This is a genomic window from Novosphingobium sp. B 225, assembly GCF_002198665.1.
Classification (GTDB): Bacteria; Pseudomonadota; Alphaproteobacteria; order Sphingomonadales; family Sphingomonadaceae; genus Novosphingobium.
In genome coordinates, this window is sequence record NZ_MWLM01000029.1 from 30,996 (window position 1) to 49,374 (window position 18,379).

At 65.0% G+C, this 18,379-nt stretch carries 17 protein-coding genes and 2 riboswitches; of the genes, 7 read left to right on the forward strand and 10 right to left on the reverse strand.

Annotation, left to right across the window (positions count from 1 at the left end; translation table 11 throughout):
- Positions 1-19: 19 nt before the first annotated feature.
- Both atpD and MNBBLIKP_RS03685 read left to right on the forward strand, forming a co-directional pair.
- Positions 20-1,492 carry a F0F1 ATP synthase subunit beta gene (gene atpD, locus MNBBLIKP_RS03680; protein WP_088307583.1) on the forward strand — a complete coding sequence of 491 codons (1,473 nt, stop codon included), beginning with the start codon at positions 20-22 and terminating at the stop codon, positions 1,490-1,492.
- A 157-nt stretch (positions 1,493-1,649) separates the two neighbouring features.
- Positions 1,650-1,907, forward strand: coding sequence for an ATP synthase F1 subunit epsilon (locus MNBBLIKP_RS03685; protein WP_088307585.1), 258 nt, complete (start codon positions 1,650-1,652; stop codon positions 1,905-1,907).
- A gap of 61 nt (positions 1,908-1,968) precedes the next feature.
- On the opposite strand, the gene MNBBLIKP_RS03690 is transcribed toward MNBBLIKP_RS03685, so the two are convergent.
- Positions 1,969-3,279: a sulfatase-like hydrolase/transferase gene (locus MNBBLIKP_RS03690; RefSeq protein ID WP_088307587.1), complete on the reverse strand. Its 1,311-nt coding sequence runs from the start codon at positions 3,277-3,279 to the stop codon at positions 1,969-1,971.
- Positions 3,280-3,429: 150 nt separating this feature from the next.
- Positions 3,430-4,329, reverse strand: coding sequence for a DMT family transporter (locus MNBBLIKP_RS03695; protein WP_088307590.1), 900 nt, complete (start codon positions 4,327-4,329; stop codon positions 3,430-3,432).
- 147 nt (positions 4,330-4,476) lie between these two features.
- On the opposite strand from MNBBLIKP_RS03695, the gene MNBBLIKP_RS03700 reads away from it, so the two are divergent.
- Together MNBBLIKP_RS03700 and MNBBLIKP_RS03705 are read left to right on the forward strand one after the other, a co-directional pair.
- The gene (locus tag MNBBLIKP_RS03700; RefSeq protein WP_088307592.1) at positions 4,477-5,481 is read left to right on the forward strand and encodes a glycosyltransferase family 2 protein; all 1,005 of its coding nucleotides are present in this window, start codon (positions 4,477-4,479) and stop codon (positions 5,479-5,481) included.
- On the forward strand, positions 5,478-7,130 hold the full coding sequence (locus MNBBLIKP_RS03705) for a hypothetical protein (protein WP_088307594.1): 1,653 nt from the start codon (positions 5,478-5,480) through the stop codon (positions 7,128-7,130). Before MNBBLIKP_RS03700 ends, MNBBLIKP_RS03705 begins: the two co-directional genes overlap by 4 nt.
- Here MNBBLIKP_RS03705 and MNBBLIKP_RS03710 read toward each other — a convergent pair.
- Both MNBBLIKP_RS03710 and MNBBLIKP_RS03715 read right to left on the reverse strand, forming a co-directional pair.
- Positions 7,117-7,968 carry a hypothetical protein gene (locus tag MNBBLIKP_RS03710; protein WP_088307595.1) on the reverse strand — a complete coding sequence of 284 codons (852 nt, stop codon included), beginning with the start codon at positions 7,966-7,968 and terminating at the stop codon, positions 7,117-7,119. The two genes, MNBBLIKP_RS03705 and MNBBLIKP_RS03710, sit on opposite strands and share 14 nt — an antisense overlap.
- Entirely contained in the window at positions 7,961-8,605 is a 645-nt protein-coding gene (locus MNBBLIKP_RS03715; RefSeq protein WP_088307597.1) for a class I SAM-dependent methyltransferase, read from the reverse strand. Before MNBBLIKP_RS03715 ends, MNBBLIKP_RS03710 begins: the two co-directional genes overlap by 8 nt.
- A 251-nt stretch (positions 8,606-8,856) precedes the next feature.
- Here MNBBLIKP_RS03715 and MNBBLIKP_RS03720 point away from each other — a divergent pair, with 251 nt between their 5' ends.
- Positions 8,857-10,380: a CpaF family protein gene (locus tag MNBBLIKP_RS03720; RefSeq protein WP_088307599.1), complete on the forward strand. Its 1,524-nt coding sequence runs from the start codon at positions 8,857-8,859 to the stop codon at positions 10,378-10,380.
- A 961-nt stretch (positions 10,381-11,341) separates the two neighbouring features.
- On the opposite strand, the gene MNBBLIKP_RS03725 is transcribed toward MNBBLIKP_RS03720, so the two are convergent.
- Positions 11,342-11,608 carry a hypothetical protein gene (locus MNBBLIKP_RS03725; RefSeq protein WP_140420521.1) on the reverse strand — a complete coding sequence of 89 codons (267 nt, stop codon included), beginning with the start codon at positions 11,606-11,608 and terminating at the stop codon, positions 11,342-11,344.
- Here MNBBLIKP_RS03725 and MNBBLIKP_RS03730 point away from each other — a divergent pair.
- On the forward strand, positions 11,607-12,512 hold the full coding sequence (locus tag MNBBLIKP_RS03730) for a DMT family transporter (protein ID WP_088307603.1): 906 nt from the start codon (positions 11,607-11,609) through the stop codon (positions 12,510-12,512). The genes MNBBLIKP_RS03725 and MNBBLIKP_RS03730 overlap by 2 nt on opposite strands.
- Before the next feature lie 71 nt (positions 12,513-12,583).
- Entirely contained in the window at positions 12,584-12,715 is a 132-nt protein-coding gene (locus tag MNBBLIKP_RS03735; RefSeq protein ID WP_088307727.1) for an entericidin A/B family lipoprotein, read from the forward strand.
- Positions 12,716-12,854: 139 nt separating this feature from the next.
- Here the strand turns inward: MNBBLIKP_RS03735 and MNBBLIKP_RS03740 are convergent, their stop codons facing one another.
- The 5 genes from MNBBLIKP_RS03740 to gcvT form a co-directional block, all read right to left on the reverse strand.
- On the reverse strand, positions 12,855-13,307 hold the full coding sequence (locus tag MNBBLIKP_RS03740; RefSeq protein WP_088307605.1) for an ABA4-like family protein: 453 nt from the start codon (positions 13,305-13,307) through the stop codon (positions 12,855-12,857).
- 209 nt (positions 13,308-13,516) lie between these two features.
- Positions 13,517-15,067: an aminomethyl-transferring glycine dehydrogenase subunit GcvPB gene (gene gcvPB / locus MNBBLIKP_RS03745; protein ID WP_088307607.1), complete on the reverse strand. Its 1,551-nt coding sequence runs from the start codon at positions 15,065-15,067 to the stop codon at positions 13,517-13,519.
- Complete coding sequence (gene gcvPA / locus MNBBLIKP_RS03750) at positions 15,064-16,422, reverse strand: aminomethyl-transferring glycine dehydrogenase subunit GcvPA (RefSeq protein ID WP_088307609.1); 1,359 nt, start codon at positions 16,420-16,422, stop codon at positions 15,064-15,066. The genes gcvPB and gcvPA overlap by 4 nt, the downstream gene beginning before the upstream one ends.
- A 141-nt stretch (positions 16,423-16,563) precedes the next feature.
- Positions 16,564-16,935 (reverse strand): glycine cleavage system protein GcvH, encoded by a 372-nt coding sequence (gene gcvH / locus MNBBLIKP_RS03755; RefSeq protein ID WP_088307611.1) that lies wholly within the window; start codon positions 16,933-16,935, stop codon positions 16,564-16,566.
- A 13-nt stretch (positions 16,936-16,948) separates the two neighbouring features.
- A complete protein-coding gene (gene gcvT, locus MNBBLIKP_RS03760; RefSeq protein WP_088307613.1) occupies positions 16,949-18,094 on the reverse strand; it encodes a glycine cleavage system aminomethyltransferase GcvT in 1,146 nt (381 codons plus the stop codon).
- Positions 18,095-18,127: 33 nt separating this feature from the next.
- A riboswitch (glycine riboswitch) is annotated at positions 18,128-18,227 on the reverse strand.
- A riboswitch (glycine riboswitch) is annotated at positions 18,228-18,321 on the reverse strand.
- Positions 18,322-18,379: the final 58 nt, after the last annotated feature.

The following is an 18,379-nucleotide window of genomic DNA, read 5'->3' on the forward strand; positions in this document are numbered from 1 at the left end:
CGAAGGCAAGGAAAAGACCATGGCAACCGCCGCCAAGAAAGCAAAGACCGCTCCCGCCGCCGCCGGAACCGGCAAGATCAGCCAGGTGATCGGCGCCGTCGTCGACGTGACCTTCACCGGCGAGCTGCCGGCGATTCTCTCGGCACTGGAAACCGACAACAACGGCACCCGCCTGGTGCTCGAAGTGGCGCAGCACCTGGGTGAAAACACCGTGCGCACCATCGCGATGGACGCCACCGACGGGTTGACCCGCGGTCAGGCTGTGACCGCCACCGGCGCGCAGATCTCGGTCCCGGTTGGCCCGATGACGCTGGGCCGCATCATGAACGTGATCGGTGAGCCGATCGACGAACAGGGCCCGGTCAACGCTGACAAGCGCAGCCCGATCCACGCCAAGGCTCCCGAATTTGTCGACCAGTCGACCGAAGCCGCCATTCTCGTCACCGGGATCAAGGTAATCGATCTGCTCGCGCCCTATGCGCGCGGCGGCAAGATCGGCCTGTTCGGCGGCGCCGGCGTTGGCAAGACCGTGCTGATCCAGGAACTGATCAACAACATCGCCAAGGGCCACGGCGGCGTTTCGGTGTTCGCCGGCGTGGGTGAACGCACCCGCGAAGGCAACGATCTGTACCACGAATTCCTCGACGCAGGCGTTATCGCCAAGGACAAGGACGGCAACCCGACGCCGGACGGTTCGAAGGTGGCACTGGTGTTCGGTCAGATGAACGAACCCCCGGGCGCGCGTGCCCGCGTGGCGCTGTCGGGTCTGACCATGGCCGAATACTTCCGCGACGAAGAAGGCCAGGACGTGCTGTTCTTCGTGGACAACATCTTCCGCTTTACCCAGGCTGGTTCGGAAGTGTCGGCGCTGCTGGGCCGTATTCCTTCGGCAGTGGGCTATCAGCCGACCCTCGCGACCGACATGGGTGCGCTGCAGGAACGCATCACCTCGACCAACAAGGGTTCGATCACCTCGGTCCAGGCGATCTACGTGCCTGCGGACGATCTTACCGACCCTGCGCCGGCCACCTCGTTCGCGCACTTGGACGCGACCACCACGCTGAACCGCGCGATCTCGGAACTGGGCATCTATCCGGCGGTTGACCCGCTCGATTCGACCAGCCGCGTGCTGACCCCGGCCGTCGTTGGTCAGGAACACTACGACACCGCCCGCCGCGTTCAGGAAACGCTGCAGAAGTACAAGTCGCTGCAGGACATCATCGCCATTCTCGGCATGGACGAACTGAGCGAGGAAGATAAGCTGACCGTGGCCCGCGCCCGCAAGATCCAGCGCTTCCTGTCACAGCCGTTCCACGTCGCCGAAGTGTTCACCAACATCCCGGGCAAGTTCGTCCAGGTGGAAGACACTGTGGCTTCGTTCAAGGCGGTGGTTGACGGCGAATACGATCACCTGCCCGAAGCCGCCTTCTATATGGTCGGCGGGATCGACGAAGCGGTCGCCAAGGCCAAGAAGCTGGCTGAGGACGCGTAAGCACCTAAGCCCCCTCTTCTTCAGAGGAGGGGGTTGAGGGTGGTGGCGGTTTACACCGGCGTCACCTATGGTCGCAGCACCACACCGTTGCGACTGGGCAGCACGCTCCCACGTCTCACTGCCCCTCCTCTGAAGCGGAGGGGAAAGGAAAGTAAAGATGGCTCTGCACTTCGAACTCGTAACCCCCGCCCGGCTCGTCCGTTCGGAAGACGTCCATATGGTGGTCGTCCCCGGCGCCGAGGGTGAATTCGGCGTGCTCGAAGGCCACGCGCCGTTCATGTCGACCGTCCGCGACGGCGCGATCAAGGTCTATCGCACCGAAAATGGCCAGCCGGAAGAAATCCAGGTCCAGGGCGGTTTCGCCGAAGTGGGCGCGAACGGGCTGACCGTGCTGGCCGAACACGTCGAGGGCTGAACCGGCATCCAGCCGTGAAACGAACAAGGCGGTCCTGCGGGGCCGCCTTTTCGTTTGGTTATCAGTCTTTGGCCTTCAGCAGCACCCACGGCACCCGTTCGCCATCAAAGCGCAGGCGGGCGTTGCGCTGGAAGAACGGCGGCATATGATCGCCGACAATCAGAATGTCAGTCTTGGGCAAGGTCGGGTCCAGCGCCATCCGGGTCAGCGCGTCCGACAGGTTGTGGTGGACCAGGAACAGGCGGCACAGCATCGGCGGGCCATCGGCCAGCGCTGCGCCGCCGAAGGTGCAGTTATCGGTCCCCAGCGCGGGATCAGCCAGCACCGGCAAGTGTGAATTGAGCGTGACCCAATATAGCAGTTGCGGCTGCTTCGCGCCGCGCAGGCGCTGGGCGAGCAGCGGCAGCACGCTGTTATCGCAGGCCCCCGGGAACACCCCGCCACATGGCTTCGCACCCTGGGCCAGCAGATCGTCTCCGAAGTTGACTTTGGCAAAGCCCAGCCTGGGCCACCAGGCGGTGCGGTCAAAAAAGCCGCCATCGAACCCGTGCAGCGCCTCGGCCCGGTAACCTGCACGGGCATAGCGTTCGGGCAGGCAATCGAGCTGGCCAAAATCGACCGAGTGGTAATCGCCCCAGATCCCGCACAGTTCGCGCAGCTCGCCGCTGGTGGTGGACCCGTGATAGGGCACCGCGCCGCGCGTCACGTCATAGCGGCTGCGCCACTCGGGGCGGTTCCAGTCTGTCTCGAACAAGGCCTTCTCGCCCGGATTGAGCGGCACGCCCAGCGCTTCGACCAGCACAATAATCAGGTGGCGGCGTTGCGCCCCCGGCGCTTCCAGCCCGGCGGCACGAACCGCCGAATTGAACGGCGCGCCGGCCTTGGGCAGGCCGACATAGGAACCCGCGGTGCGCGCGGTCGCCATATTGTCCACATTGGTCAGCGCAAACACCGCCAGCAAAGCCAGCGCCCAGCCGCGCAGCCCGCTTGGGCCCGGCGCGCGCGGAGCAAGCCACCAGCTGAGCGCCATCGCCAGCGCCACCACGCCCCCACCGAGCAGATATTCCGGCGAGCGCAGCGGGCGCACTTCGCGCAGGAACGGCAGCAGCAGTTCGTAATTGTAGAGCGTGATGTTGAACACCGCCCCGACATAGACCGTGGCCACGGCCAGTGGCAGCAACAGCAGCACCGCGCGCCGGACGGCCAACCAGGGCAACTGCGAGGCCAGCAGCGCGAACAGTCCGAAACCCATGACATAGCGGCCCAGTGGCGGTCCGCCGATCGGCCACATCAGGATTACCGGCAGCAGTGGCAAGACCAGCCAGGTCAGCGCCCAGCGCCAGGGAAATCCATGCAGAACCGGAATTTTCAACGCGCCGCGCCCTTTGCAAATGCCGAGCTTGGCCTAGCCCAGCATGGTTAATGGCGGGTTACCTGCGGCGGCGATCAGCGGTGGAAGCAGAGCCAGCATTCCGCCACTGACGCCGGGCCTCAACCTCCTCCGCATCGCGCCAACGCGCCATCAGTCCGTCCCTGCCACATCGCGCACCCGGCCCGCGTGCCACAGGTACAGCCCCGCCCCGATGATGATCGCGGCCCCGGCCAGGGTCATCGCATCGGGATGATTCTCGAACATCAGCCAGCCGAACAAGGTCGCCACCAGCAGCTGGATATAGGTCATCGGCGCGACGGTGGCCGCCCCGGCCTTGGTCGTGCCCATATAGATCAGCCAATGCGCGCAGCTGGCCGAACAGGCCACCAGCGCGCAGCGGGCAATCACGCTCCAGTGCGGCAGGTGGACGGCAAACCGCTCGATCCCGCTGAAATGCAGCGCGGTGGTCGCGAGGATCAGCATCACCGAGGCCAGCGCGGCGACATAGAACTGCATCGCCAGGACCGATCCCTTGCCCGCGACAAAGCGGTTGCCGATCATCAGCACGCTCATCCCCAGAGCGGACAGCAGGGGCAGCAAGGCCGCCCAGCCGACCACCGCAAAATTGGGCCGCAACACCACCAGCACCCCGGCAAAGGCCACGACCGAGGCCACCAGCGTCTCGCGCCGGGCGGGCTCTCCCAGCAGCAGCGCGGCGAGCAGCGCAGTCAGCATCGGGCTGGTAAAGGTAATCGCGGTGGCCGTGGCCAGCGGCATCACGAACACCGCGGAAAAGAACCCGATCGTCGCCATCGCCACCGCCCCGCCGCGCAGCAGCTGGACCCGCGGAGCCGGCATGCGGAAAGCTGCGGGGCCTTCATGCCGCCACAGCAGCACGCCCAGCCCCAGCGCCCCGATGATATAGCGCGTCATCGCAATCGCGGTGGGCGCCCATTCCCCGGTCATGGTCTTGACCACGGCATCGCCGCAGCTCAGCACGGCGAACCCCGCCATGGCATAGAACAGTCCGGTGGTTTCAGTGCGGCGCAAGGACTGGTTTCCAAGGTAACGATCCGGCCTCCTATCGCCCGGCAGTGGCCAGCGCCAGAGCAAGCTGAAGTTTACCGACTGTTTACGGTTCATCCTTAACAAGATGTCACCGGATGCCTTGGGACGAGGCGGTCTGGCGGGGGTATCATGACCAAGCTGATTATCCAGATCCCATGCTTTAACGAGGCAGAGAACCTGCCCGAGACACTGGTGGCCCTGCCCCGGCGGATCCCCGGCGTGGACGTGATCGAAGTGCTGGTGATCGACGATGGCAGCCACGATGGCACCGCCGAAGTCGCCCGCCGGTTTGGCGTGCAGCATGTGGTTCGCCACCGCCGCAACCGGGGGCTGGCCGCCGCGTTCCAGAGCGGGCTTGATGCCGCATTGGCCGCCGGAGCCGACATCGTGGTCAACACCGATGCCGATGGCCAATACGAAGGCGCCGACATTGCCAAGCTGGTCGCCCCGATCGTCGCACATGAGGCCGACATCGTGATCGGCGACCGCGGCGTGGCCGACAATGCCCATTTCGGCCCGTTCAAGCGCCTGCTGCAACGCATGGGCAGCTCGGTCGTGCGGCAGCTGTCGCGCACCGATGTGACCGATGCAGTCAGCGGGTTCCGCGCGATCAGCCGGGCAGCGGCGCAGCGGATCACGATCACCACCGAATTTTCCTATACCACCGACATGCTGATCCAGGCCGGGCGCAAGCGCTTCAAGATCGTCAGCGTGCCGATCCGAACCCATGCCGCCGTGCGCCCTTCGCGGCTGTTCAAATCGGTGCCGCAATTCATCTCGCGCCAGTTGATGACCATGGCGCGCGCCTATGCCACCTATAACCCGCTGCGCACTTTCATGCTGATCGGCGGAGCAATCGCCGCGCTGGGGCTGCTGCCGATCCTGCGGTTCCTGTATTTCTGGGCCAGCGGTGACGGCCAGGGCCATGTGCAATCGCTGGTACTGGGCGGATCGCTGCTGGTCCTGGGCGTGCTGACCGGACTGATGGGCGTGCTCGCCGATCTGATCGGAGCTAACCGCAAGCTGCTGGAAGCTACTTTGAAGCATGTCCGCCAGCTGGAAGAACAAGTCGCGCTACTGCGCAGCGAGAGCGAGGCTCCGCCCCGCGCTGCCGCGCGGCAGGTTCGCCGATGAACGCGGTGACCGGTCGCCTGCCAGGGCGAAACGCAGAGTTCTGGCCGATCGCGGGGCTGACCGCGGTTGCCATGCTGACGCTGTTCACGCTGTTCCGCCGATCGATCAACTGGGACGAGTACTGGTTCCTGAGCCAGGTCAACGAACTGGCCCAGCACCGCCTGACCCGTCCGTTGCAAACCATCCACACCCGTCTGTTCGCCTGGCTGACCCATGTGCCGGGCAATGACATCGACGCGCTGATCGCGGGGCGGTTGGGCATGTTCGCGTGCCTGATGGTGGTCGCCGCCGCCATCGTCGGCATCGCCACGCGCTTTGCCGGGCGCAATGCCGCGCTGTTCGCGGCGCTGGCCTATCTGTCGGGCGGCTATGTGTTCCAGCATGGCTACAGCTTCCGGGTCGATCCGCTGGCCACGGCCATGCTGATGTCGGCGCTGTGGGCCTTGCTGGCCCTGCGGCTCAGTGCGGTCCGGATCATCGGGATTGCCTTCCTGATCGGCCTTGCGGCCATGGTGACGATCAAGGTCGTGCTCTATGCCCCGGTGTTCGCCGGGGTGATGTGGCTGCGCTGGAACGAGGCCGGACGCAGCCGCGACGAAGCCTTGCGGATCATCGGCACGGGCCTGGCGGCTGCCGCATGGTTCGGCCTGATCTTCCTCTATCACCGCCATGACCTCGCCCAGGCCTATGAAGGCGCGGCCAGCAATGTGCTGCGCACTTCGGCGGGATATATGTTCCAGATGGTGCCCCGGTTCTATTGGCCCATGGTGCTCAAGGCGGCGACCACCGCCCCGGTGCTGACCCTGATGATTCTGGCCTTCCCGTTCGTGCTGCGCCGCCATGCGGGTTCGGCGGCTGAAAAGGTCGCGCTGGCGGGGTTCTTTGCGCCGCTGGCAACCTTGCTGTTCTATCACAACACCGCCGCCTATTATTACACCTTCATGCTGGCCCCGGTGTCCGTCGCGGTGGCGGTGGTCGTGCCTTATGCCTTGCACCGGTTCCGCGCGCCCGCGCTGGCCGGGGTGCTGGCGGTCAACCCGCTGGCGGTCTGGGTGGCCGAACCGCAGCCCTCCCTGCCCGCCCAGCGCACCATCGCCGTAGCCGCCAAGCAGTTGTTCCCGCAGCCGATCGGCTACTTCGACAAGATGGCCATGCTGCCATCGCTGGCCAAGCACAACATGTTCATGACGAAGTGGGGCATCGACCTGTACCGCACGCATGAAGTGCCCGGCCTGGCCGAGACCATGGCGCGCGAGGCCGTTCCGCTGGTGGTGGAGAACAACGAGATCTTCACCCAGGCCCTGCGCGGCATCGACAACCAATACCGGGTCTACCGCGATGAGGACATCGCTGTGCTGCGACAGAATTATGTCCATTTCTGGGGGCCGTTCTGGCTGGCGGGGCGCGACGTGCCGGCCGGGGTAGAGCCCGTCCGCTTCGATCTGGCAGTGCCCGGCACCTATACCGTCCAGCAGGCGCCCCTGGTGCTTGACGGGGTGGAGCATCAGCCCGGCGCGGTAGTAGCGCTGGCGCGCGGCAGCCATGTGATTGGCGGTGGGCGCAAGGCCGAAGCACGGTTGATCTGGGGTAACAATCTGCGGGCGCCCAGTTACGCGGCGCCGACCGGCGACCTGTTTATCGACTTCTGAGCGACTTCGCGCCGCGCATTGTAGCGGCGAGGCCATAGCCAAGGTCACCCAGCACCGACGCAATCCGCAGCGCCAGCACTGCACCCAGCAAAGCGGCAGCAGGCTGGTTCGGACCGGCCAGCGCCAGCAAGGCCGCTTCGCGCACACCCAGCCCGCCGGGTGCGACCGGAACGACAAAGCCCGCCAGCCACGCCAGCAGGAACAGCGCCCCGAACTGCGGCAGCGATGCGCTGGCCGGTAGCAGTACGGCTCCCACCACCATGGCGGCCATGGCAAAGGCTGAGAATGCTCCGATCTGGCAGGCGAGCGCCCGCAGCAACGGACGGCGCGCCCCCCAACACAACGCAGTCAGCGCCGCGAGCCCGGCACCGGCGGCCAGCGGCGCCCGCGTGCCGATCAGGCAGGCGGCGGCCACGGTCATGCTCGATGCGAGATGCAGCCCCACTTCAGTCAGGCTGGCCTTGGCCAGTTGCCCGTGCGCCAGACCGGCCTCGGCCCCGCCGAACTGGCGGCTGACATACTGAAAGACCGAACCCGGCAGGTACTTCATCAGTACCCCCCGGCCATAGATTGCTCCGGCCACGCGCCGATCCAGCTGCTGCTGCGGATCGGCCAGCACTTGCCAGCCGCGCGCCAGCAAGTGATCCGCGCCTGCGAACAGCAACGGTGCAATCGCCATGGCCCCGGCCAGCGGCCAGCTCGCCTGATCGGCAAGCTGTCCCGGTTCAAGCCGCCACAGCCGCTCGCCAATGAATCCAATGCTGCCCGCAACCACAGCCGCACCGCCCCACCGCGCCAGTGCGCGCCGGACCGGCCCGGCCTGCTGCGGTTCAGGCACGGAGGATGCTGGAATAGTCAGGATAGGGCACGCAGTAAGAACGGCCATGGAACTGACGTTCCTTGAGCCCGCACTGCGCAATACCCGCGCGGTAGCGGTTGCGTCCGGAATCGTCGAACAGCACGATCCCGCCCGGTTTGAGGTGCGGCAAGGCATGGGTCAGGCAATCGATCCGGCGGCGGCCATCGACCACGATCAGGTCAAACAGCCCGCCCGCCCTGGCAATCGCGCCAACATAGTCTTCCCCGGCAAGTTCACGCTGCCACAGCTGGACATTGGTAAACTCGGCCACCAGCGGGCTCAGCAGGCGGTGCCAGTCGGCATGGTGTTCCACGCTGATCACTTCACCTGCACGCCGGGCCAACCAGGCCGTGCTGGCGCCCGAGCCATATTCGAACACCCGCGCGCCGGGGCGGGCGGCCAGGAATTCAGCCACCTCGCGGGTGGCTTCGACATGCCACCACGGGCAGTCAAGCCGGATCATCCGCTGCGGTTGGTGGATCGCCAGCAGCGAAGCCGCCCAGCGGCGCCAGCCATAAGCATCCTCATCACGCGCCCGCGCGACAAACCGGTCGAGCGGGGGCAGCGCAGCAAGTGCTTGCGCGGACGAAGAATAAAGCCGTTTGGCAGCGTACATGGCGGGTTCCCCTGCTTGTTTCCGGTCCGGTCTATCCAGTCCACTGTTAAGATTGTGCTAACGATAAGTGGCAAGAATTCATGCGCAAAGCGGGCCGCATTGTCTGGCTTGGCCTACCCGCCAGACCCGCTCGAAAGGTCAATCCGGCGGCATTAGGAAATCTTAAAAGTTTCCGGCTTATTCACCATCCGGATAAGGCATCGGGTAGCCATACCCCTGCCAGAAAAGAACCAGTCCGAGGGTAGACCGCGATGAGTGCATTTGGCCGACGCAACGGAGTAGGTGGCATGGCGCCAGGCGCGCGGCCGCAGTTCGGCGTTGCACGCCCGATGAAGGGCGGCGTTGATGCAGCCAAGTCGGGCGGGGACCAGTTCCCGCCGCTCCCCGGTGAAGAGGCCCCTGCTCCCCTGCCCCCGGTCGGTGGCGGCGGCGAAGCGCTGAAGGCCGATGCGATGACCCGTCTGCAAGACCGGGTCAACGGCATTGCCGAAGCCAATTACGAAGCCCAGGGCTTTGAAGCCTCGGTTCACAAGATCAAGGAACAGGTGCTCCCGCGCCTGCTCGAACGGGTCGATCCCGAAGCCGCGGCGACCCTGACCAAGGATGAACTGAGCGAAGAATTCCGCCCGATCATCATGGAAGTGCTGGCCGAGCTCAAGGTCACGCTTAACCGGCGCGAACAGTTCGCGCTGGAAAAAGTGCTGATCGACGAGCTGCTGGGCTTTGGTCCGCTGGAAGAACTGCTCAACGATCCCGACGTGTCGGACATCATGGTCAACGGGCCGGAACAGACCTACATCGAAAAGAAGGGACGTCTGACGATTGCCCCGATCCGGTTCCGCGATGAAGCCCACTTGTTCCAGATCGCCCAGCGCATCGTCAACCAGGTCGGCCGCCGCGTCGACCAGACCACCCCGTTGTGCGACGCCCGTCTGAAGGACGGCAGCCGCGTCAACGTGATCGTGCCCCCGCTGTCGCTGCGCGGCACCGCGATCTCGATTCGTAAGTTTTCCGAAAAGCCGATCACGATCGACATGCTCAAGGACTTCGGTTCGATGAGCGACAAGATGGCCACCGCGCTGAAAATCGCCGGCGCCTGCCGCTTCAACATCGTCATCTCGGGCGGTACCGGTTCGGGCAAGACCACCATGCTCAACGCCCTGTCGAAGATGATCGATCCGGGCGAACGCGTGCTGACGATCGAAGACGCCGCCGAACTTCGCCTGCAGCAGCCGCACTGGCTGCCGCTGGAAACCCGCCCGCCGAACCTGGAAGGGCAAGGTGCGATCACCATCGGCGATCTCGTCAAGAACGCCCTGCGTATGCGGCCTGACCGGATCATCCTGGGCGAAATCCGCGGCGCGGAGTGCTTTGACCTGCTCGCCGCGATGAACACCGGTCACGATGGCTCGATGTGCACGCTCCACGCCAACAACCCGCGTGAGTGCCTGGGCCGTATGGAAAACATGATCCTGATGGGCGACATCAAGATCCCCAAGGAAGCCATTTCGCGCCAGATCGCCGAATCGGTCGACCTGATCGTGCAGGTCAAGCGTCTGCGCGACGGTTCGCGCCGCACCACCGAAATCACCGAGGTGATCGGGATGGAAGGCGATGTGATCGTCACCCAGTCGCTGTTCAAGTTCGAGTATCTCGACGAAACCGACGACGGCAAGATCATCGGCGAATTCCGCCCTTCGGGCCTGCGTCCCTACACCCTGGAAAAGGCCCGCCAGTTCGGGTTCGACCAGGCGTTCCTGGAAGCCTGCCTGTAAGCTGTCCGACCACACTTCCGGCGTCTGGTAGACACCCAAAGGGGTGTGAATTCGTGTGACTTTCCGGGCGGTCCGGGCGGCCATGACCGCTGCCCTTGGCAGGTCTCCAAACACGACGTAACGATCTGATTCAGAGCGATTATCAGTCTCGCAAGCGAACCGCTGCACGGCCAACCCTCGCCCGTCCACATGGCCTGTCTCGCGCGCGGAATGTGTGAACTTGCACTTTGCTGCAACTGTTCCCGGCCCAGCCCCGCGCAGGGTTGCCACTGGATGAAATTGCAGGACTGAACAATGCGGCCTCATCCCGCAGGTTAGGTCATATTTTTGCAATGTAGGAAAGCCGATTTGAAGGCAGGGTTGGGATTCATGTGGGTTCGCACGAAAGCACGAAGCCACGAAGCTATGTTGGGCGGCTCTGCGAGCGTTCGATTGACGGCGTGAATGGCCGGAATGTTTGGGGGGAGCGGTCGTTAAGTCGTGAGGTTCACCTGCCCAGATTCAACTTGCCTCCCGCATGACGTCGATACAATTTGCATCCCTTGCTCAACATCTAGTCCGAAATGCAGGCGACTATCCCGGTAGCAATGCCGTTTTCGATAACGGCATAGCAAGCTCCGGAAGGCCGTGGCCAACATTTGGCTTCGGGCTTGACTGAAGTCGAGGTGACTTGCTCTCGGAGGCATTCGTGGCCGCCGCAGTCAGCGGCCCCGCGACAAACTTTGGCGGGTTCAGGTTTGATCGCAAAATCCGCATTGGGCGAGGGTTTCACGCCGCACGCGCCAATCGCAACAATGGTGGAGCCCGCAAAGAGTGCTGCCAAGATCTTGGGCAATCGACAAGTCGAACGCTTCCTAATCATAGCGGTGAGATGCACTTCTCAGGCCGTGTCCGCAATGTTGTCGTATCCGGACAGTCCGGTTCAACCAAAATCGACGTCAGAACAGACCCGACCAGCCCCCTACGGCGCGTTCAGCCACCCCCGCAAGGCTGCGCCCAGCAGCAACAGCGCCGCGAAACTCGACCAGAAGCTGATCTCGCGCCAGGGCAGCCAGCCGACCGCATCGGGCCGGTTGCGGCGCATCCGGCGGCGGTCGGCTATGCCGCCCCACACCGCCAGCGCCAGCGCGGCCAGTCCGGGCAGCAACCAGAACTGCACCCAATCGTGGTTCAGAAAATCGCCAATCGGTCCTTGCGGCAGCATCATGCCCCGGTAAGGGGGAAGCATGCCTCCTGTCCAGCGTCCCCTGATGGCCCTTGGCCTGCGTCTGCTGGCGGCCATGGTGCTGTCCGCACTGGTGGCGGTGGTCAAACTGACCGTGGAAAGCGGGGTGCGCTTTCCCGAAGTGCTGTTCTGGCGGCAAGTGCCCACGGTGTTCCTGATTGGTGGCTGGCTTGCCATGCGGGGGCAACTGGACCGGCTGAAGACCCGGCGCCTGCCGATCCACGCCCGGCGCGCGCTGATCGGGATGATCGGCATGTTCTTCACTTTCGGCGCGCCGCTGCTGCTGCCGCTGACCGAGGCGACCACGCTGGGCTTTACGACGCCGATCTTTGCGGTGATCCTGTCAGTCCTGCTACTGCGCGAACAGGTTGGGCCGGTGCGCTGGCTGGCCGTGGCGCTGGGTTTTGCCGGGGTAGTTATCATCACCCAGCCCGGCCACAGCCACATTCCACCACTGGGCGCGGCGGTGGGGCTGGGTGCGGGGTTCATGGTGGCGCTGATCAGCATCCAGGTGCGCGATCTGGGGCGGACCGAGGAATCGATTTCGATCGTGTTCTGGTTTGCCGCACTCAGCGCTCCGGTGCTCGCGCTGGGCTTGCCATTCTTTGCCAGCACCCACACGCCTTACCAGTGGGGCCTGTTGTTGCTGGGCGGCGTGCTGGGCTGTCTGGGCCAGATCCTGCTGACCGCCGCGCTGCGATATGGCCAGGTGGCGAGCGTGATCGTGATGGACTATTCCTCGCTGGTCTGGGCCACCTTGCTCGGCTGGACTTTCTGGGATCAGCTGCCCACGCCTTCAACCTGGCTGGGCGCGCCGCTGATCGTCGCAGCCGGGGCGGTGATTGCCTGGCGCGAGCATTTGCACGCCAAAACGGTCAGTCCTGCGACAGTCGGTGCCGGAGAGTAGGCGGTTAACCGCAGCGCGTGGCCCAAGGTTCAGAATCGCACGCTAGTATGCCCGGCAAAGGAGACGACACGATGATTCGCCAACTTATCGCCGCTCTGGCCCTGACCGGCCTGACTTTGACGGCCAGCGCCTGCAACACTGTCAAAGGCGTGGGCCGGGACATTCAATCGGTGGGTGAGGCCGGAGAGAAGGTGGTTCGCTAGCCCAAAATCCTCCCCCTTTGGGGGAGGTGCCGAACCCGGACTTGTTCCGGGGGAGGCGGAGGGGCATAGCCCCGACGTTGCCCCCTCCGTCAGCCGCCTGCGGCGTCTGCCCCCTCCCCCAAAGGGGGAGGATTCTGGTTTACCCCCGCCCGCCAGCCCGGGCGCGGCGTTCGCGGATCACCAGCCAGACGAACAGCCCGATCGGTCCGGCCATGAAAGTGGCGAACAGCACCGGCACTTGCACGATCCGCGAGAACCCTTTGGCATCGGCATCGCGGGCGATCCACAGGCCGGTGAACAGATCAAACGCCAGATAATGCGTCCAGCCGATCACCGTGCCGCCCTGGCTCTGGAAAATCGCCTGCACTGCCGCGATGCTTGAAAAGCCCGGCTTGCCTGCGCCGGGCAGGCTGACCGGATCGAGCTGCCCGGTGGTCACCGCCACGAACAGCACGGTATAGGTCAGGCAGAGCAGCGCGACGCCCAGGTACAGGATCACACTGTGCGTCAGCGGCTTGCGCGGAAAGAAGGCCAACAGCACCCAGGCGCACATCGCCAGCACATTGGTAAAACTGAACAGCGCTGGCCACATGATGCGATCTCCCGAACTGGCCCTTCCCCCTTGATGGGAGAAGGATAGTGAGCTTTGGTAAGCGCAGCGAACCTAGGCGAACTTGGCTGGGGGTGAAAGGGCGGCGAAGGCCGGGCTGGAGGGCGCAATCACCCCCACCCAACTCCGGCTAGTTCGCTGCGCTCCCAAGCCTGCGTATCCCTCCCCCATCAAGGGGGAGGGACTGGCGCTCATCCCTGCCAGACCAGCACCGGCTTCCGTGCCGCCATGGTTTCATCCAGCCGCCGCCGTGGCGCGAAGTGGGGGGCGCTTTTCAACGCCTCATCCCCGGCCCGCGCCCGCTCGGCCAGACTGCGCAGGCTGGCGATGAAGCGGTCGAGCCCGGCCTTGCTCTCGGTCTCGGTCGGCTCGACCAGCATCGCGCCGTGGACCACCAGCGGGAAATAGACCGTCATCGGGTGGAACCCTTCGTCGATCAGCCCTTTGGCAATGTCGAGCGTGGAGAAGCCCTCGGCCAGCCCGGTATCGCTGAACAGCGCCTCGTGCATGCAGGGGCCCGAGGCTCCGAACGGCGCATCGAGCACATCGTCCAGGCTGCACAGCACGTAGTTGGCGTTGAGCACCGCGTCCTCCGCCACTTGCTGCAGCCCGTCGGCCCCGTGGCTGAGGATATAGGCGAGCGCGCGGGTGAACATGCCCATCTGGCCGTGGAACGCAGCCATCCGCCCGAAGCCCTGCGGATGTTCGTGCGCGGCCTGTTCTTCCTCCACCAACCGCACCGATCCGTCAGCCTCGCGGACCGTAAAGGGCAGCGGACCGAACGGGCTCAAGGCCGCGGACAGCACCACCGGGCCAGAGCCCGGCCCGCCGCCGCCGTGCGGAGTGGAAAAGGTCTTGTGCAGGTTGATGTGCATCGCATCGATGCCCAGATCGCCCGGGCGGACCTTGCCGACCACCGCGTTGAAGTTCGCCCCGTCGCAATAGACATAGCCGCCTGCGGCGTGGACCGCGTCGGAAATCGCCTTCATATCGCGTTCGAACAGTCCGCAGGTGTTGGGATTGGTGATCATCACCCCAGCGACATGCGGGCCGAGCTTGGCCGTCAGCGCGGCCAGATCGACCCGGCCTTCGCAGGTGGCGGGGATGCTTTCCACCGCAAAGCCCGCGAAAGCGGCAGTGGCGGGATTGGTGCCGTGGGCGCTTTCGGGGACGAGGATCGTGGTGCGCGCTTCGCCCCGCGCTTCGAGTGCGGCCTTGATGCACAGCAGCCCGCACAGCTCGCCATGCGCCCCGGCCTTGGGGCTCATCGCCACGCCGTGCATGCCGGTCAGTTCGATCAGCCAGTGCGCCAGCTGGTTGATCGCTCCCAGGGCGCCCTGCACGGTCGATACCGGCTGGAGCGGGTGGAGATCGGCAAAACCGGCCATCCGCGCGACTTTCTCATTCAGGCGCGGGTTGTGCTTCATGGTGCACGATCCCAGCGGAAACGGCCCGAGATCGATCGCATAGTTCTGGCGCGACAGGCGGGTATAGTGCCGCACCGCTTCCGGTTCTGACAGGCCCGGCAGGTCCAGCGGATCGCGGCGCAGGAATGGGGCCAGACTGTCCAGCGGCGGCAGGTCCGTTTCGCCGAAATCGACGCCGCAGGTGCCGGGCTGGCCCAGTTCAAAGATCAGCGCCTCTTCCAGCATCAAGGCTCTGTCGCCGCTGCTGGTAGCGCGGGTAGCCGCATTTGCCTGGCCCATTTCCGGCCGCCAGCCGGCCTGGTTTACCGCGTTCATGCCAGCACTCCTTCCAGCGCCACGCCCAGCGCTTCGATATCCTCCAGCGTGGTGCATTCGCTGGCCGCAACCAGCAGACCGTTCGAAAGGTCGCCCGCCCCCGGATAGAGTCGCCCAAGCGAGACCCCGCCCAGCACACCGCCATCCGCCATCCGCCGCACCGCTTCGCGCGCATCGGTGGGGAGCAGCACGGTGAATTCGTTGACATAGGCGCTGTTCAGCACGCGCACACCCGGCACCTGCGCCAGCCGCTCCGCCGTCTGCCGCGCCCGCGCGTGGCTGATCCTGGCCATGCGGCCCAGCCCTTCCCCGCCCAGCAAGGTCATTTGGATGGAGAAAGCCAGCGCGCACAGCCCGGCATTGGTGCAGATGTTGCTGGTCGCCTTCTCGCGCCGGATGTGTTGTTCGCGGGTAGAAAGCGTCAGCACGAAGCCGCGCTTGCCCGCTGCGTCCACGGTCTGCCCGCACAGCCGCCCGGGCATCTGCCGCACAAATTTGTCGCGGCAGCCGAACAGGCCCAGGTACGGCCCGCCAAACTGCAGTCCGACGCCAATCGCCTGACCCTCGCCCACAACGATGTCCGCGCCCAGCTTGCCCGGCGCCTCGATCAGCCCCAGTGCGACCGGCTCCGTCACCACGGCGATCAGCAGCGCGCCTTGCGCCTGCGCCACCGCTGCGATCTTCGCGAGGTCGGGGATCCGCCCCAGCACGTCGGGGTACTGCACTACCACGCAGCTGGTTTCGGCATCGATAGCGGCGATCAGTGCGTCATCGTCCGGCGCGGCGGCCAGCTGCGGCAAGCGGCTGTCGATCTCATCGCCTGTGAACCGCGCCATGGTCTGCACCGTCGCGACATAGTGCGGGTGCAATCCGCCCGAAAGCACCGCCCGCTTGCGCCGCGTGATCCGCGCCGCCATCGCCACTGCTTCCCAGCACGCGGTCGAACCATCGTACATCGAGGCATTGGCCACCTCCGTCCCCAGCAGCCGCGCGACCTGGGTCTGGAATTCGAACAGGACCTGCAAGGTCCCCTGCGCGATTTCCGGCTGGTAGGGGGTGTAAGCGGTCAGGAACTCGCCGCGCTGGATCAGGTGATCAACGCTGGCGGGGATATGGTGGCGATAGGCCCCGGCGCCGAGGAAAAACGGCACCGAACCGGCGCTGACATTCTTGCCCGCCAGTGCCGCCATATGCCGCTCCACCGCCATCTCGCTGGCGTGGCGGGGCAGCCCGGCAATCGGACCGGAAAGGCGCGCTGCGGCGGGGACATCGGCAAACAGGTCATCGACCGAACCGGCGCCGATCACGCCCAGCATGGCGGAGCGATCAGCAGGGGTTAGCGGGAGGTAGCGCATTCAGTTTCGTCCTTCGAAAATCCTCCCCCTCTGGGGGAGGTGCCGAGCGTAGTGAGGCGGAGGGGGCCTGGGACTAGCGCTGCGCCCCCTCCGTCAGCCCTGCCGGGCTGCCACCTCCCCCAAAAGGGGAGGATTTCTCAATCAAAGCCCGCCTACAAACGCATCATAAGCCGCGCGGTCCATCAGGCCGCCCAGTTCACCCGCATCGCTCAGCGTCAGGCGGAACAGCCAGCCGCCGCTTTCGGCCTGGGTGTTGACCAGTTCAGGCTCATCGGCCAGCGCATGATTGCTTTCGGTCACAGTACCGCTGACCGGCGAATAGACGTCGCTGGCCGCCTTGACGCTGTCGACCACGCAGGGCGCATCGCCCTTGGCCAGCGCCGCGCCGGTATCAGGCAGTTCCACAAAGGTGATGTCACCAAGCTGGCCTTGCGCATAGTCGGTGATCCCGACCGTGCCTGTGTCGCCATCGACTTCGATCCATTCGTGGTCTTTGGTATAGTAACGGGTCATTCGCAAATGCTCCTCAGCGAGAATAGCGGTGGGGGACGAAGGGCATGGGCACGACCCGGGCGGGCAAGTGCTTGCCGCGCACTTCGATGGTGAGCGGGGTACCGGGCTGGCTTTGCGCGGTGGCAACATAGCCCATGGCGATGGGGTGGTTCAGCGAGGGCGAAAAGCCCCCCGAAGAGACGCTGCCAATGCATTGGTCACCGGCATAGATCGCCGCACCCTCGCGCGCCGCCTGCCGCCCTTCCAGCGTCAGACCAATGCGCCGTTGCGGCGTGCCCCTGGCAAAATCAGCCAACACACGCTCCGCGCCGAGGAAACCGCCATCAGCGCGACGGCGCTTGTTGATCGCGAACCTGAGATCAGCATCGACCGCGCTCGTTTCAGGGGTGAGATCATGTCCATAGAGCGGCAGACCAGCTTCCAGCCGCAGCGAATCCCGCGCGCCCAGCCCGATCGGCTTGACCTCTGGCTGCTCGCACAGCAAATCCGCGATCCGTTCCGCCTGATCGGCAGGGAGCGAAATTTCGAACCCATCCTCGCCGGTATAGCCCGAACGGCTGATGTGCACTTCGGTACCGTCCAGCAGGAACGGTCCGGCACGCATGAATGTCAGCGCGGCCAGTGGCCATTCGCCGCTCACCAGCCGGTCCAGCGCGGCAAAAGCCTTCGGCCCCTGCAGCGCGAACAGGGCGCGGTCGTCCAGGTGATTGAGCGTAATTTCGTCGGGCAAGTGCTCGCGCAGGTGCCCGATGTCGTCCCACTTGGTCGCCCCGTTGACCACCAGATAGAGCGCCTCACGCCAGCGCGTGACCATCAGGTCATCCAGCACCCCGCCGTGCTCATCCAGCAGCAGAGAGTAACGCTGCGCTCCCAGTGCGAGAGTAGCCAGATCAATCGGCAGCACCGCTTCAACCGCAGCATCCAGCCCTTCGCCCGAAAGCACCAGCTGGCCCATGTGGCTGACATCGAACAGCCCGGCATTTTCCCGCGTCCAGAGATGTTCGGCGATGATCCCCCCACCCTCGACATTGTACTGGACCGGCATCCAGTACCCGGCGAACTCCACCATCCGCCCGCCGCGCGCACGGTGCCAGGCATCCAGCGGCAGCACTTCGGTGCCGGGGACTTCGTCTTCGGAATTTTCGTAAGTATCGCTCACTAATATCGTTCCCGCACAGGTGTGGCGCCAATCGGCACCCCCTCTGTCACGGAAACCTGAGAGCTTTCCCCTGCTGCTGCAGGGTTACCCCTTCGGCGGGTGCGTTGCCGCACCACTTTCCAGAGCATCGCTATCGATCCACGCGGTCCATTGGCCTGAGAGATTCCGGGGCGGTTGCTCCTTCGGCGTCCGGTGACGAATCACCGAAACTCTCCCGCGCGATCAGCGACGCTTATGGGAATGAATGGCGGGACTAATGCTGTCAATGGGGGAACTGAGTTCCTC